The 14,082-nt window shown below is 66.0% G+C and carries 17 protein-coding genes and 1 pseudogene; 9 read left to right on the forward strand and 9 right to left on the reverse strand.

The genetic code is table 11. From position 1 onward, the window contains the following. Window positions 1-19 precede the first annotated feature (19 nt). Window positions 20-1,015, forward strand: a complete 996-nt coding sequence (dapD, locus tag OG828_RS37335) for a 2,3,4,5-tetrahydropyridine-2,6-dicarboxylate N-succinyltransferase (protein ID WP_328503670.1) — start codon at window positions 20-22, stop codon at window positions 1,013-1,015. 262 nt (window positions 1,016-1,277) lie between these two features. Then, window positions 1,278-3,533 (forward strand): restriction endonuclease, encoded by a 2,256-nt coding sequence (locus OG828_RS37340; RefSeq protein WP_328503671.1) that lies wholly within the window; start codon window positions 1,278-1,280, stop codon window positions 3,531-3,533. A 291-nt stretch (window positions 3,534-3,824) separates the two neighbouring features. On the opposite strand, the gene OG828_RS37345 is transcribed toward OG828_RS37340, so the two are convergent. From OG828_RS37345 to OG828_RS37370, 6 genes and pseudogenes are all read right to left on the reverse strand, one after another. Beyond that, a complete protein-coding gene (locus OG828_RS37345) occupies window positions 3,825-4,058 on the reverse strand; it encodes a hypothetical protein (protein ID WP_328503672.1) in 234 nt (77 codons plus the stop codon). Between the two features lie 269 nt (window positions 4,059-4,327). Then, a complete protein-coding gene (locus tag OG828_RS37350) occupies window positions 4,328-4,903 on the reverse strand; it encodes a DUF5753 domain-containing protein (RefSeq protein WP_328503673.1) in 576 nt (191 codons plus the stop codon). A 75-nt stretch (window positions 4,904-4,978) separates the two neighbouring features. Further along, window positions 4,979-5,113: pseudogene (locus tag OG828_RS37355) on the reverse strand (helix-turn-helix domain-containing protein); the annotation flags it as partial. Window positions 5,114-5,186: 73 nt separating this feature from the next. Further along, the gene (locus tag OG828_RS37360; protein WP_328505008.1) at window positions 5,187-5,702 is read right to left on the reverse strand and encodes a DUF6879 family protein; all 516 of its coding nucleotides are present in this window, start codon (window positions 5,700-5,702) and stop codon (window positions 5,187-5,189) included. Then, window positions 5,689-5,916 carry a hypothetical protein gene (locus OG828_RS37365; protein ID WP_328503674.1) on the reverse strand — a complete coding sequence of 76 codons (228 nt, stop codon included), beginning with the start codon at window positions 5,914-5,916 and terminating at the stop codon, window positions 5,689-5,691. Before OG828_RS37365 ends, OG828_RS37360 begins: the two co-directional genes overlap by 14 nt. Window positions 5,917-6,200: 284 nt before the next feature. Further along, on the reverse strand, window positions 6,201-6,557 hold the full coding sequence (locus tag OG828_RS37370; RefSeq protein WP_328503675.1) for a hypothetical protein: 357 nt from the start codon (window positions 6,555-6,557) through the stop codon (window positions 6,201-6,203). A gap of 233 nt (window positions 6,558-6,790) precedes the next feature. On the opposite strand from OG828_RS37370, the gene OG828_RS37375 reads away from it, so the two are divergent. Beyond that, the gene (locus OG828_RS37375) at window positions 6,791-7,015 is read left to right on the forward strand and encodes a hypothetical protein (RefSeq protein WP_210575728.1); all 225 of its coding nucleotides are present in this window, start codon (window positions 6,791-6,793) and stop codon (window positions 7,013-7,015) included. 92 nt (window positions 7,016-7,107) lie between these two features. On the opposite strand, the gene dapA is transcribed toward OG828_RS37375, so the two are convergent. Then, entirely contained in the window at window positions 7,108-8,004 is an 897-nt protein-coding gene (gene dapA, locus OG828_RS37380) for a 4-hydroxy-tetrahydrodipicolinate synthase (RefSeq protein ID WP_328503676.1), read from the reverse strand. Between the two features lie 143 nt (window positions 8,005-8,147). Between dapA and OG828_RS37385 the strand changes: the two genes are divergently transcribed. The 3 genes from OG828_RS37385 to OG828_RS37395 all read left to right on the forward strand — a co-directional run bounded on the left by OG828_RS37385 (window position 8,148) and on the right by OG828_RS37395 (window position 9,423). Further along, entirely contained in the window at window positions 8,148-8,324 is a 177-nt protein-coding gene (locus tag OG828_RS37385; RefSeq protein WP_328503677.1) for a hypothetical protein, read from the forward strand. Continuing rightward, a complete protein-coding gene (locus OG828_RS37390) occupies window positions 8,321-8,998 on the forward strand; it encodes a hypothetical protein (protein WP_328366845.1) in 678 nt (225 codons plus the stop codon). Before OG828_RS37385 ends, OG828_RS37390 begins: the two co-directional genes overlap by 4 nt. 65 nt (window positions 8,999-9,063) lie before the next feature. Then, window positions 9,064-9,423, forward strand: coding sequence for a DUF3618 domain-containing protein (locus OG828_RS37395; RefSeq protein ID WP_328366848.1), 360 nt, complete (start codon window positions 9,064-9,066; stop codon window positions 9,421-9,423). A gap of 126 nt (window positions 9,424-9,549) precedes the next feature. Here OG828_RS37395 and OG828_RS37400 read toward each other — a convergent pair whose 3' ends face one another. Continuing rightward, window positions 9,550-9,903: a putative quinol monooxygenase gene (locus OG828_RS37400; RefSeq protein WP_328503678.1), complete on the reverse strand. Its 354-nt coding sequence runs from the start codon at window positions 9,901-9,903 to the stop codon at window positions 9,550-9,552. 101 nt (window positions 9,904-10,004) lie between these two features. Here OG828_RS37400 and OG828_RS37405 point away from each other — a divergent pair, with 101 nt between their 5' ends. The 3 genes from OG828_RS37405 to OG828_RS37415 are packed head-to-tail and all read left to right on the forward strand — an operon-like array spanning window position 10,005 to window position 12,127. Then, window positions 10,005-10,706, forward strand: coding sequence for an antibiotic biosynthesis monooxygenase (locus OG828_RS37405; RefSeq protein WP_328503679.1), 702 nt, complete (start codon window positions 10,005-10,007; stop codon window positions 10,704-10,706). A gap of 58 nt (window positions 10,707-10,764) precedes the next feature. Continuing rightward, entirely contained in the window at window positions 10,765-11,370 is a 606-nt protein-coding gene (locus tag OG828_RS37410) for an ArsR/SmtB family transcription factor (protein ID WP_328366859.1), read from the forward strand. 13 nt (window positions 11,371-11,383) lie between these two features. Next, window positions 11,384-12,127 (forward strand): SRPBCC family protein, encoded by a 744-nt coding sequence (locus OG828_RS37415; RefSeq protein ID WP_328503680.1) that lies wholly within the window; start codon window positions 11,384-11,386, stop codon window positions 12,125-12,127. 10 nt (window positions 12,128-12,137) lie between these two features. Here the strand turns inward: OG828_RS37415 and OG828_RS37420 are convergent, their stop codons facing one another. Continuing rightward, entirely contained in the window at window positions 12,138-13,964 is a 1,827-nt protein-coding gene (locus tag OG828_RS37420) for an endonuclease/exonuclease/phosphatase family protein (protein ID WP_328503681.1), read from the reverse strand. Between the last annotated feature and the right edge of the window lie 118 nt (window positions 13,965-14,082).

Genomic DNA, 14,082 nt, shown 5'->3' on the forward strand with positions numbered 1-14,082 from the left:
CGCCGGTTAGGTTGCCCTCATGACCGACACGACTGCACCCAGCACCACCACCGGCGGAGCCGTTGCCGCCGGCCTCGCCACGATCGCCGCCGACGGCACCGTCCTCGACACCTGGTTCCCCGCGCCGGAGCTCTCCGCCGAGCCCGGCCCGTCCGGCACCGAGCGGCTGTCCACCGAGCGGGCCGTGGAACTGCTCGGCGAAGGCGCCGCGAAGGCGATCGGCCCGGACGCCCGCCGTGGCGTAGAGGTGGTAGCGGTCCGTACGGTCATCGCGTCGCTCGCCGAGAAGCCGACCGACGCGCACGACGTCTACCTCCGCCTGCACCTCCTCTCCCACCGCCTGGTCAAGCCGCACGGCCAGAGCCTGGACGGCATGTTCGGCTTCCTCGCCAACGTCGCCTGGACCTCGCTCGGACCGGTCGCCGTCGACGACATCGAGAAGGTGCGGCTGAACGCCCGCGCCGAGGGCCTCCACCTGGCCGTGCCGTCCGTCGACAAGTTCCCGCGCATGACGGACTACGTGGCCCCCAAGGGCGTCCGCATCGCCGACGCCGACCGCGTCCGCCTGGGCGCGCACCTCGCCGAGGGCACGACGGTCATGCACGAGGGCTTCGTCAACTTCAACGCGGGCACCCTCGGCACGTCGATGGTCGAGGGCCGCATCTCCGCTGGCGTCGTCGTCGGTGACGGCTCGGACATCGGCGGCGGCGCCTCCACGATGGGCACCCTGTCCGGCGGCGGCAACGTGATCATCTCCATCGGCGAGCGCTGCCTCATCGGCGCCGAGGCGGGCGTCGGCATCCCGCTCGGCGACGAGTGCGTGGTCGAGGCAGGCCTCTACGTCACCGCCGGCACCCGCGTCACCATGCCCGACGGCCAGATCATCAAGGCCCGCGAACTCTCCGGCGCCTCCAACATCCTCTTCCGCCGCAACTCGATCACCGGCACGGTGGAGGCCCGGCCGAACAACGCGGTGTGGGGCGGGCTGAACGAGATCCTGCACAGCCACAACTGATGGGGGGCGGCCGTGACTGGCGGCCGCCTGGACGATCGGTGTCCTGATCTGCTGGTGAGCTGGCGGCAGTTGTCGGCGTTGGCCATTGTTGAGCGCCCTTCTGCGGCCTGAGGACGGCCCGGGAGGGCGTTCCGGCATAGAGAGCGCTAGCGCTTCGCGAAGTCCGCCGCGCAGACAGCTCGCGGCGGACTTCGCGTATCTCTGGGTGAACTGTCCCGGTGTCAGTCCATAATGCGAGGAACGCTAAGCGGGGACGGGAGTTATGGAGAACTTCGATCTAACCAGGCTAACGGATTTCGATTTCGAGGCTGTCTGCAAGGACATATTCGAGGCGGAGTATAGGGTAAGGCTAGAAATATTCTCGCCTGGTGCCGATTCTGGAGTCGATCTCCGCTATCTCCATGCAGGCGGCACTCACCTAGTCGTCCAATGTAAGCACTGGGTTCGCTCGCCACGCTCAAAACTAATAGAGCGCATTAAGAATTCCGAGCTCACGAAAGTGCAAAGACTGCAACCGGATAGATATATCCTAGCCACTTCCGTAGAGTTGACGAAGGGCGCCAAGGATAAGATATACAATATCCTGTCACCATACGTGAAAACGCCGAGTGACATCTACGGCATCACGGAAATAAATGCTCTGCTTCGCAAACATGAAAGTGTTGTCAGGCGTCATGTGCGCCTATGGTTGACCAGTGCTTCGGTCTTGTCTGCACTACTTTCTAAAAGCGTTTTGACGCGCTCTCAGCAACTTGCAGAAGAGTTGGATTCCACGCTTCGAACATATGCGCCTAATGAGAGCTACGGCAGGGCTGTGGACCTTCTGGAGACGCGGCACACGTGCGTCATAGCAGGGATTCCCGGGATCGGTAAGACAACTTTGGCGCAAGTTCTCTGTGCTGGATATGTGAGCGAAGGCTATGAGCTAGTCGAGGTATCTGCGGATCTTGAGGAAGCGAACTCTCTCTGGGACGACAAAGTTGCGCAGATCTACTACTATGACGATTTTCTAGGGCAGACAACTCTAGAAGAAAAGCTCGGAAAGAACGAAGACAGCCGCCTTCTTGCCTTTATGGACAGGATTGAAAAGTCTCGTAACAAGCGGTTTATTCTCACGACGCGTGAGTACATCCTCGCTCAGGCGCGCCAGCGATACGAAAAGCTCCATAGGCACCGCTTCGATCTGCAGACCTGTGTTGTTGATATGGCGGATTACACGTACCGTGCCAGAGGAACCATTCTCTACAATCACGTCTATGCGTCCGGGCTCAGTGATGACATAAAGTCAAACTTTGCGGATCCTGCAGTATATCGGCCAATTATTCAGCATCAGAACTTCAACCCCCGGGTGGTGGCAGCGACAATTGCCGAAGCGGATAGCTTCCCGTCCGCTGGCGAGGATATTGGGAGACGCATCCTGGAGAATCTTAGAGACCCTCGAAGCGTGTGGTCTCATATAGTGAGTCATCAGCTGAAAGACCCTGACGTTCAACTTCTGGCGCTCACCTACTCGTTTATGGGCGGCGTTTACTTGGGGGATATGCAAGATCTCTGGGTTTCCCTGGAGCGAAGTTCAAGAGATCTGCGAACCTCTCTCGCGACGCTTGACGGGACGATGCTAAGAACTTATCGAAAATCCGATAGGATCTTCCTGGCCTTCCATAACCCGTCAGTTCGTGACTTCATGCGAGAATACCTCCTTGAGGATCGCTCGAATTTCCTCCAGCTCATCAAGTGCTTCTCTCATTTTGAGCAGATCGAGGCTCTCTTGGTGATGGCTAATGAGCAAGAAGAAGTTCTTCAGTTCTTCAAGCGGAATTTGAAGATCGTCGAAAACGTAGCGTTGAAGGCGTTTGACTCACAGGGCCTCCGTGGTGATGGTGTGAATGCGAGCACCGATCCAGCGCAACGTGCGAGGGTGTATCTACACCTTGGTGAAGCCCTCGCATCTGAACCGATCCTAGAGTGTGCGCGAAAGGCGATCGTTGAAGACGAAGCCATTTTGGAAGCATACGATCCGCAGGATGTTATCGACATTATTCAGTTTTTGAACGAGTCGGATCGGGAGTCATTGCGTCGCGCCCTCCCGGACGCTGTCGATATGGCGATTGAATGGATCACAGGAGATCTGTCGTCCTGGGACTTGATGGAATCCGCTAAAGGCTTCCTTGAGAATGTCTCCGATATTGTTCCGAAATCGGCAATTCTAGACGTCGAGGAGGATATGCAGAGATATGCTGAGGGTGCGATTGCGGCATGGGCTGAGATGGGGCCTGACTCGATGATTGATCATTCGGTAATGGAAGGGGTTTTGGCTTTCGCGAATGAATATGAGGATCCGGAACGAACTTTCCCCGGCTACGGTGAAGCCGTAGATAAGATTCCGGACCTTGATGAGGACGGGGGTGATTACAGCAGGCGTGAGCTATCAGGCTCTGATTCCACGGAAAGCTATATTCAGGAGATGAGAGATGTTGCAGACATGATGGGTTCGCTTCGGGCTGATGATTTAGGTTGACGCGACCTGCTGCAGCGCTGGTAGGCGGAACGGCTTTGGGCTGGAGCTGCTTTGGAGCGAGTGATCATGGCCCCGTAAGGCAGGTCGCGCCGCAGGGGCGGCGCGCGCCCGCGCCGTGCGCGGGCCTTGATGGATGTAGGGAAATTCTGACCGCAAGGAACTCTTGCCGGGTGCACAGTCGGCTGCTCCCATGCGTTTGGGGATGACACGCACTTGGGGGCGAGCGAGCCCGGCAGCGATGCTGTGACTAGCGTGCCGCCACACCACCGGAGGCAGGGAAGCCCGGCCGGGCTACTCAACGGGCTCAAGCTTGGCCGAAGTTCCCATGGCCTCGGCTATGCGCTCGGCTGCGGCCGCGCGGATCATGCCCAGGTGTACGTACGGCTTGCCGTTGTGGGTCACCATCGGCCGCACACTGCTCCACACGCTTTCGGGGAGGCTGAGACCGGCCAGGGCCGCTCGGATCGCCTCCGCTGCGTCTGTGGCCTGCGTGCGGCGATCCCGGTAGGTCTGCATGTCCATCATTGGTGAACCCCGGAACTGTGGTCCCTGATCTCTGTGGCGTGCCTCGCGGCCCTTGTGATGTTCCCGTCGTCCTTGGCGGTGTTGAGCTGTTTCCAGTTGGCGGTGCAGACTTCGCAGCCCGGTGCGGGTGCACAGTCCAGCAACCAGGCGTTGAAGCCGGTCGGCAGCTCTACGGGGCAGGGGTCGGGATACGTCTGTTGCCTCATAAGTCCCAGGCTGGGCGCGGCAGTGACCTTGGGTCCATGAACTTGTACGGACTTGCGGGGCGGTTACCGAAGGGCATTGATCGCGGTGGTGATGAGTGAACGGGCCTGGGCTCCGTACACGGCGAGCGTGGACAGTTCGGCGAACGCCTTCGCGTACTCGGCTATCTCGCCGGGCTGCGTGACGGTCAGGTGTGCGGAGACGAGTTCCACGTTGACCTGTGCGTCGTCGTACATGGTGAATGACTCAACAGGCCATCCGGCGCCACGCGGAGTGCCGAGGGGAATGATGCCGAGGCTGACCGAGGGCAGCGAGGCGACAGAGATGAGGTGGCCCAGCGCCCCGGCCATGGTGTCGTTGTCGCCGATGACCGTGCGCAGCACCCACTCCTCGACGAGCATCGCGAATCGATGGTCGCCGGAGTGGAGGATTCGCTGCCGCTCCATCCGCACGGCGACGGCGTCCTCGATGTCGTCCGGTACGTCGCGGAGGTGGGCCACGGTGCTTAGCACGGCACGTGTGTACGCGGCCGACTGGAGCAGGCCGGGGATCACCCAGGACTGGTAGGCACGGAAGCGGCGCGTGCGCTCGAACAGCGGCGCCACGGACTGCTGGACGTGCGTCAGGCCCGCCCGCTCCATTCGACGCCACTGGACGTAGGCACCCTCGATGCCTCGTGCTGTGGCGATCAGGTCGGCGGTCTGGTGCTGGGCAGCGCAGAGTGTCGTGTAGGTCCGGATATCGGTATCCGACGGGGGTGTGCGCCCGTTCTCAAGTCGCGAGCACTTCGACTCGTGCCAGCCCGCCCGATGGGCAAGTTCACGCGCTGTCAGGCCAGCGTCCTTGCGGATCTCGCGAAGACGCTAACCGAGGGCCTGCCGTGCTTGCTGAACGCTTGATGAGGTCACGCTGGGCACTTGTGGATCAGGTGAGCCGGTAGTCCGCGTGCGGCACAGCCAGGTCCCACACGGCCTCGAACGCGTCCGCGCAGAGCTTCACGACGGCCGGGTCGTCGGTGTACTCCTCGTCGTCCGGGGCGAGTTCGCCATCGCCGGCGAAGTAGTGGAAAAGCACGGAGCTGCCGTCGAAGAGCCAGAAGTCATTGCCGGGCAGTGCCAGCCGGGATGTGCGACGGCGCGGTAGCCAACGCACTTGTTCGCCCGCCTCTACGCTGGGGCCCGTCAGGTGGTGCTCGAAACGGATGTAGTCCGACACCGGCTCCGACACGATGCGCGCCCTGCGGACGTCAACTCCCTGGCCCACGAGGTCGGCGACGAGCCGCAGCCACGGCCGACGCTCCGGATCGCTGTCAGCCGGGTCGTTGCGGACACCGTTGCGCCAGGCGATGAACCGGGGGTCGGAGCGCATGTACTCGTCGCGCATCTCCAGATGGACGGCGGAACGGGTGCAGTGGCGCAGCCGGTCCTCAAGCGTCGGCACCGCCACCGCCGTTCACCTCCGGGAAGAACTGCACCATGCGCTTCGGGATCTCGATCACGTCCTCGTGGCCGGGAAGGTCCAGCTGCCTACGACGGGTCTCGTCTACCACCTTCCAGCCCTGCACGAGATAAGTGCCCTTCTCATCGTCCAGGTAGATGGTGGGCGACTTGCCGTCGGGGCTCTCCGGGTCCTGGCCGAGTTTGATCAGAGCCATCGCTGTCTCCTCGCGTCGTCGGAGCATCCGTGCCCGATCTTGCGCCCAATGCCACGTGGAGGCCAGGAACTTGCAGGAACTTGCGCAAGGAGAGCGACCTACGCCGACATCGTCTGGCTGCGCTCCTGGTCAGTCGCCTGTCGGACCAGGCACGTCGACGGGCCAGCAACTCGCGGAAGGGCTGCCGTGGTGTGCAGCCGCCTACTCGATCAAGGTTCTGACGTGCTGAGCTATCGACAGTTGTCGGCGTTAGCAGTTCGACCGGTTGATCGTTCCGGCCATGGTCAGCTCTGTCGGTGGGACTCTTCCAGGGGGTCTTCGGAGGGTTCTTTCAGGAAGTCTGGGGTGAACCAGTCACGGGACGACCGGGGCACGGAGAGCAAAAGGATCATCGTGATCCCGCCATAGACCACGAATCCCTGCACGATTGCCACGACCCTGGCTCCACGGTTGCCTTGCCACAGGCCTAGGGCTGTCATGCCAGGTAGGAACCCCAGAAGGACGAACAAGAGTATGGCTGGGTCGCCCTTTGCCAGGGCTCCGACCACACTCACGAGGAGAAGGAAGACGGCCGGCAGGGCCCAGAGCACAACCGCTGCGATGACCGGTGCGGGTGGTCTCTTTTTCTCGGCTACGGACACCCGACGGAAGGTATCGGCACAGGCGCGGGACCGGTCCCGGATCGCGTTTTGCGGTCTCCGGACGAATCCGACGACACCCACAACTGCACCCACCCGTACGGGTACACACCCCGCCCTCGCAGCGCACGATCGGGTTACCTCACGTGACCTGATCAAGGTTTAGGCAGATGAACGGGTGGACGCAGCGTCCGATCAACTGCCGAACCGCGTATCACGTAACAAGGGACTGAGCGATGACGAACGAGCGGGCGAGGACCGTGGCACGGCTGCTGACCGGGGCGGTCACCGCGGTGATGGTGTGCTGGCTCCCGGCGGGTGCCGCGCACGCCGACGAGACCAACACGGCCTCGCACAACGGCCCCCGGGTTGGCTTGATCAACGTCGGCCAGGTGGACGACCCGATGGAGGACGTACTGGAGCACTTCCTGCTGTTCGGCGACGGGTACCGCTGGGGCTGAGAGCGGTACTACCAACCCGTAGCTGGTCCGTGCCCGTACCAGGCCCGGGGGCCGTGCCGCAGCCATGCGGAACGGCCCCCGGGCCTTTCGCTTCAGCCCGTAGCCATGAACTCCTCGTACGTCGCCAGCAGTCCGTCGACCGCCTCCCGGCCAGCGCGCCGCAGTGGGGCGCGGACCGGGCCCGCGGGCAGGCCCAGTTCGCTGAGCAGGGCCTTCGTCGTGACCGTGCCGGGCAGGCCGGCCGACATCATCAACTCGATGAGGGGAGTGGCCCGTTGCTGGAGGCGGGCCGCCTCCGTCGTGTTTCCGGCGTCGAACGCGTCGAGGACGGAGCGGAGTTGGCGGGGGACCACGTTGGCGACCGTGCTGATGTAGCCCGTCGCGCCCACCGCGTAGAGGGCGAGGTTGTGCTCGTCGCAGCCGGCGTAGTACGCCAAGTCGGTGCGAGAGAGGACCTTTTGGGTGCCGAGGAAGTCGTACGAGCAGTCCTTCACTGCCACGACTCGGGGGTGCTCGGCCAGTCGGATCACGGTGTCCGGCTCGATGCGGGTGCCGGTGCGGCCGGGGATGTCGTACAGGACGACCGGCAGTCCGGCGGCGTCGGCCACATCGCGGAAGTGGGCCTCTACGGCGTCCTGCGGGGGCTTGCTGTAGTACGGGGCTACGACCAACAGGCCGTCCGCGCCTGCCTTTTCGGCCTCCAGTGCGAGTTCGACCGTGTGCCGGGTGTCGAAGGTGCCGACGCCCGCCACGATGGACGCCCGGTCGCCGACCGCCTCCCGGACAGCCGCGACGAGCGCCGACTTCTCGGCGTCCGTGGTGGTCGGGGACTCGCCCGTCGTACCGGAGAGCACCAGTCCGTCGCAGCCCTCCGACACCAGCCGCTCGGCGAGCCGCTGCGCGCCGTCGAGGTCGAGCGCGCCCTCCTCGGTGAAGGGCGTGATCATGGCGCAGAGGGCACGGCCGAAGGGGGAGCCGGAAGTCGTCATGGCAGTAGTCTCGGCAGGGCGATCGCGTAGCTCCACTTAATTCTGCTACGAGGTATGGGTAAGGGTTGCTGCGACAACGGGGGGACGGCGCGCGCACGATCGTCCCGAGGCCCTATGTCCAAGCCCGCCCCTCATGGGTCACCATGGCCCAGACGGTCAACCGACGGCAGGTCATGGGAGGCGTCATGAAGCTCGGCAAGGCACTTGCCACCGGAGTCGCGGAAGAGCGGCCGGTCAGTCACGAGGAAGAACTCGAACTTCCCGAAGAGATCACGGAAGTCGAGGCGTCCACGCCCGAAGAGGTGCCGGTCGCCCGATGAGGCTGCGGCTTCCGGAGGAACGCCCGACGGAGCCGCCGACCGGATACAAGATCGCCCACCCGATGCTGTCCCAGGACGGCACCCGGGCCGGGTTCACCGGTGTGTCGCTGGGCGGCGCGCTGCCGTACGGGGTTCTCGACGAGGCCCAGTGCGTCTACGGACTGCGGCACCGCGCGCCGCACCGCCGCTGCGACTGCGGTTTCCACTGCGTGCATGACCGTACGGCGGCCGAGGCGCTCCTCACCACCGCCGAGCACCGCGCGGCCGTGCTGCTCGAAGTCTCCGTCCTGGGCGCCTACATCCGGTTCGAGCGCGGTTTCCGGTACGCCCGGCAGCGGGTGCGCACCGCGACCGTCGGACCCTGCGCGTGCGGCGCCGTCGCGGCGGCCCTCGCCGACGCCGGCTGGGGCAGGCCCGGCTGGTACGCGCTGGCCCCCTCCTGCGGGGGCTGCGTGCGCGGTCGTACGTCCGTGTCGCTCGCCGGGTTCGCGCGGCTGGCGGGGGAGGGGGTGCGGGTGATCGCGGGGAGCGGCGGTACGGCGATCTCGGCGGCCGGTCTCGATGTGCCCGAACTCGTCGCGGAGGCGGCCCTGTTGCAGGCCCGCCTCGACTGGTTCCAGACCCAGCTGGCCCGGCTCGGCGAGCGCGGGACCGGCGGTGGCGGGAGGGGGTAGCGGGGGCAGGTGCGGGTACCCGGATGTTCCGAAGAGGCAGGGCACCACCCGGGAAAGGCACCACGATGACGCACAGGACAGCGCCGGAGGTCACGGGCGGCGGGGCCAAGGGCCCCGACGAACTGCGGCAGCAGCTCGAACACGCCAGGGGCCGACTCGGCCGTACCGTCGAGGAGTTGGCCGACAAGGCCCACCTGAAGACCCGCGCCGCCGACCTCAAGGACAAGGCCGGCGCGATGACCGTGCAGTTGCGCAGCAGCGCCACCAAGGCCGGCCACACCGTGGAGCACAACGTCCCGCGTCCCGTCGCGAACGTCGTCCAGGCCGGCCTGCGGCACCCCCGGCCGGTCGTCGTCGCCGGCGCCGCCGCGGGCGCGGTGGTCGCGGCGGGCCTGCTGCGGCGCCGCCACAACGGCCACCACTGAGCCGCGTCGCGTCAGCTCCGGTCTTCCGTCGCGGGGCCGCCACGACGGCCACCACTTAGCTGCGCCGGTCAGCTTCGGTCGTCCGCCGCGGCGCCGCTGCAACGGTCACCTCTGAGCCGCCTCGCATCAGCTCCGGTCGTCCGCCGCGGGAAGTCCCACTCCGCCGAGGACAGTGAGATCCGTGCGCTGCGGTGGCGACGACAGCAGCGCGAGGACGTCCGCGGGGGCCGGAGCACCGGCGGTCGGCGGCGCGGCGAGTGCCGCCTGCGCATCGGACTCGTCCCGCCAGACCTCGGTTACATGCACCGTGTCCGGATCGGCCGAGTCCCGGCTGATCAGATAGATCTCACAGCCCGGGAAGCCGTGCAGTCCCTCCGCGACCCTCAGCAGGAGCGCGGCGAGTTCCTCGCCCTTGCCCGGGTGCGCGGTCATGGTCATCAGTCGGCCGATCATGCCCGCGGATGTGCTTCGCGTGTTCATGGAAGAGAAGGTAATGCGCGGGCGGAATCGGCTTGACCTGAACCTTGGTTGAGGTCGGAGGGTGGTCGGTACAGGCATCGCCCAGCGATCAGGAGACCGACATGACCCGCCGTACCGACGCCCACCCCGACCTCACCCGCCCGGAGGTCGGCGCGCCCTTCTTCAGTACCTGGCGGGTGGGGACGCCCGAGCGGCAGAAGCAGACCGTCGAGGCGATCGCGGCCACATGGGAACGCCGTCCGTGGCCCGCCTCTGACCTGCTCGGGTACCACATCTACACCGGGCACGACGGCACAACCCTGATGCACTACTCGCAGTGGGCGAGCGAGCAGGCCTACGAGGCTTTCCGGAAGACGCATCGGCAGGAGCGCAACGACGAGATCGACACCGCGGTGCCGGGCATCGAGCGGCTGCACCTCGGCCGGTACCGGCGCTACCGCAGCGGCGACCGCGACGGCGACACGCGTATCCCCGGGTGCATTGTGATCGTCGACATCGAATTCGAGGGACCCGACCCCGACCGGCAGCGCGCCTGGGTGGATGCGGTCTTCGACGCGCTGGAGAGCGAGGCCGACCCGCACCCCGGTGGGATGTCCGCCCACTTCCACCTGAGCACCGATGGCACCAGGGTCCTCAACTACGCCGAGTGGGAGAGCGCCCAGGCTCATATCGACGCGCTCGCCGCGCCGGGTGACGGTATCGGCTCGCCCACGGCCCAGTGGCAGCGCGTGCAGAGCTGGCCTGGGCTGAAGGGCAGCACCGTCAGCCGCTACGACCACGCCCTCGGCCTCATCCCCGACTGACCCCACCGAACACTTACCCCTCCTGGACAAAAAAAGTTTTCGGTGAGACCGTGGACCCATGCTGGACGTGACCGTGATCGAAGACCCCGAGGCCGCAGCCGTATCCCTGGACCCCATCAGGGCCCGGCTGCTCGCCGAGCTGGCGGCCGGGCCCGCCTCGGCCGCCATGCTGGCCGGCAAGGTGGGGCTGCCCCGGCAGAAGGTGAACTACCACCTCAAGGCGCTGGAGCGGCACGGCCTGGTCGAGCTGGCCGGAGAGCGCCGCAAGGGCAATGTCACCGAGCGGCTGATGCAGGCGACCGCGGCGTCGTACGTCATCTCGCCGCTGGCGCTTGCCGCCGTGCAGCCCGACCCGGACCGCTTCCGGGACCAGCTCTCCGCGCGCTGGCTGCTGGCGGTCGGCGCCCGGCTCGTCCGGGACGTCGGTTCGCTGATCACCGGCGCGGCGAAGGCCCGTAAACGCCTCGCCACCTTCGCGCTGGACGGTGAGGTGCGGTTCGCCTCGGCCGCCGACCGGGCCGCCTTCATCGAGGAACTCACCGCCGGCGTGAGCGGACTGCTCCGCAAGTACGACGCCCCGGACGCCGAGGGCGGCCGCGACCACCGGATCGTCGTGGCCTTCCATCCCACGGTCAAACCCGAGACCACCCACGAGAGTCAGTGACCAGGAGCGCACCATGTCCAAGGAATTCGAGATCGCCCGCGAGTTTGAGGTCGACGCCACGCCCGAGGAGGTGTGGGAGGCCGTCACCGCCGGAACGGGTGGCTGGCTGTGGCCGATGGAGGCGCCCGAGCCGCGTGAGGGCGGCAAGGGCCCCTTCGGATCCACGATCACCGCCTGGGACCCGCCGCACCGCTACACCAACCGCGTCGAGGACGTCGACGGGATCTCCGAGCAGACCGCCAACCAGCTCGACTACACCATCGAGCCGCGCGACGAGGGCCGGCGCGCCTGGGTGCGGTATGTGCACAGCGGCATCTTCGTCGACGACTGGGACAACCAGTACGACGGCGCCAACCGGCACACCGACTTCTACATGCACACCCTGCGCGAGTACCTCACCCGCTTCCGGGGCCGCCCGCTCACTGCCTTCGCCACCTTCGACGGACCCGAGGCCTCGAAGACCTCCGACGCGTTCGTCACCGTGTGTCGCGCGCTCGGGCTCGCCGACGACACGGCGGAGGGCGAGCGCGTGCGCGTGCGGGGTCCCGAGGGCCAAGTCATCGATGCCGTCGTCGACTTCCGCAACCCGTACTTCCTCGGTCTGCGCACGGACGACGCGTTGATCCGCTTCTTCGGCCGCAACCACTGGGGCTACATGGTCGGTATGTCCGTCCACGACTTCGCCCCGGACGCCGACGCCAAGACGGACGAGGACATGTGGAAGGGCTGGCTGGACGGGGTGTTCAGCCAGCCCTGAGCACACGGTGTTACGGGCGGAACCGCAGCACCTGCGGGTCGTGGTCGCTGATCTGGTCGTTGAACTCCGCGTTGATGTGCACGCTGTCGTACGTGAAGTCGCAGCTGTAGCGGATCGACGGGGAGATCAGGATCTGGTCCAGGACCTGGCTGTTGCCCTGGTAGTCGTACGTGTAACGCTCGCTCTTCGGCAGCGACTTGATCGCCGACCACAGGGCGCCGTCGGACTCGAGGATCTTCGTGGTGCCGGAGAACTCGAAGTCGTTGATGTCGCCGAGCGTGATCACGTCCGCGTTCCGCTGCTTGGCCAGGATGTCCTTGACGAAGGCGTTCACCGCCGTCGCCTGGGCGTGCCGCTGGGTCTCCGAGCTGCGGACCGGCGGCTGGTACTGCGAGGTCAGACCCTGGTCGCCACCCTTGGAGTTGAAGTGGTTGGCGATCAGGAAGACCGACTTCCCACGGAACGTGAACTCGCCCACCAGCGGCTTACGGCTGTTCGCCCAGGCCGTGTCGGCGGGATCGATACGACCGGGGGAGGCCGTCAGCTGCGCCCTGCCGTGCACCTTGGTGACGCCGACGGCGGTCGTCGCGTCGCCGCCCGCACGGTCGGTGAAGGAGACCCGCTCCGGGTTGAACAGGAACACCTGGCGGATGTTGCCGCCGGGCTCGCCGCCGTCCGTGTTGTTCGCCGGGTCGATGGAGCGCCAGTCGTACGTCGGCCCGCCCGCGGCGGCGATCGCGTCGATCAGCTTCCGCACCGTCTGATCGGCGGCCACCGTACCGTCGTTGGCCGAGCCGTTGTTGTCCTGGATCTCCTCCAAGGACAGGATGTCGGGCGACTGCAGGTTGTTCACGATCGCAGCCGCGTGCTCCTCGAAGGAGGAGTCGGACGGGTCGAGGTTCTCGACGTTGTACGTCGCCACCGCCAGCTCGCTCCGGGACTGCTTGCGGGTCGTCTCCCGCTCCAGGCCGCCGCTCTTCAGCGTGCCGATCTCATTGGCGACGAGCGTGTAGCCGCCGAACTGGTTGTAGTCCAGCGGGCCGGAGGTGGCGCCGGTGAGGGTGTCGCCCACGTTCGCGGCCGGGAAGTCGGCGACCTTGCCGAGTGACTGGATCTGCAGCCGGCCGGTGTTCTGCGAGGTGTAGGTGCCGTAGACCGTGCCGCCGCGGCTGTTGCGGTTCTCCCACGGCTTGACCGTGACCCACAGCTCGGTGAACGGGTCGGTGGCGCCGACCACGCGGGTGTCGGAGACCTGGACGTTCATGCCCTCCAGGGACTCGTAGCGGTCCAGGGCGTACTGCGACGGCTGGAGCGGCAGGCCGTTGACCGAACCGTTCGCGGCGGTGTCGCCGGCCGGGGCGTAGGCCGCGGGCACCGACTTCGCGTCGATCTTCGTCGCGGCCGGGAGCGCGTTGCCGCTGGAGACGACGGTGATCGTCGGGCGGGTGATCTCGGTGATCGACTGGTTGCCGGAGGAGGTCCCGCCCGGGACGTACTCCGAGATGGTGCCCGACACGAGCACCGAGTCGCCGACGGCGACCTTCGGGGTGGAGCTGGTGAAGACGAAGACGCCCTCACTCGTGGCCGGGTTGTCGTCCGCGCTCTGATCCTGGATCCAGAAGCCCTTGGACTGGCCGTAGGTGCGGACGCCGGTGACGATTCCGGCCATGTCCGTGACCGTCTTTCCGGCGTACGGGGATATTCGGGTGGTGCCCTGAATGTCATGGATGCGCACGGTGTCCGCGTGCGCGGGAGAGGTCAGGGCGATGGTGGACGCCGCGGAACAGACGGCGGCGACGGTGAGCGCGGCGAGGCGCGTGGAACTCCTGCTCGGCAAGGGATCCCTCCGGGGATGTACGTGGGCGCCGGGACGAGAGTGGTGCGAGGTGGTGCAGGGGTGGCGCGAGGTGGAGCCAGGTGGTGCGAGGGTGGCGCATGAGGCGCGTATGACGCGC

It is taken from the genome of Streptomyces sp. NBC_00457 (genome assembly GCF_036014015.1).
GTDB lineage: Bacteria > Actinomycetota > Actinomycetes > Streptomycetales > Streptomycetaceae > Streptomyces.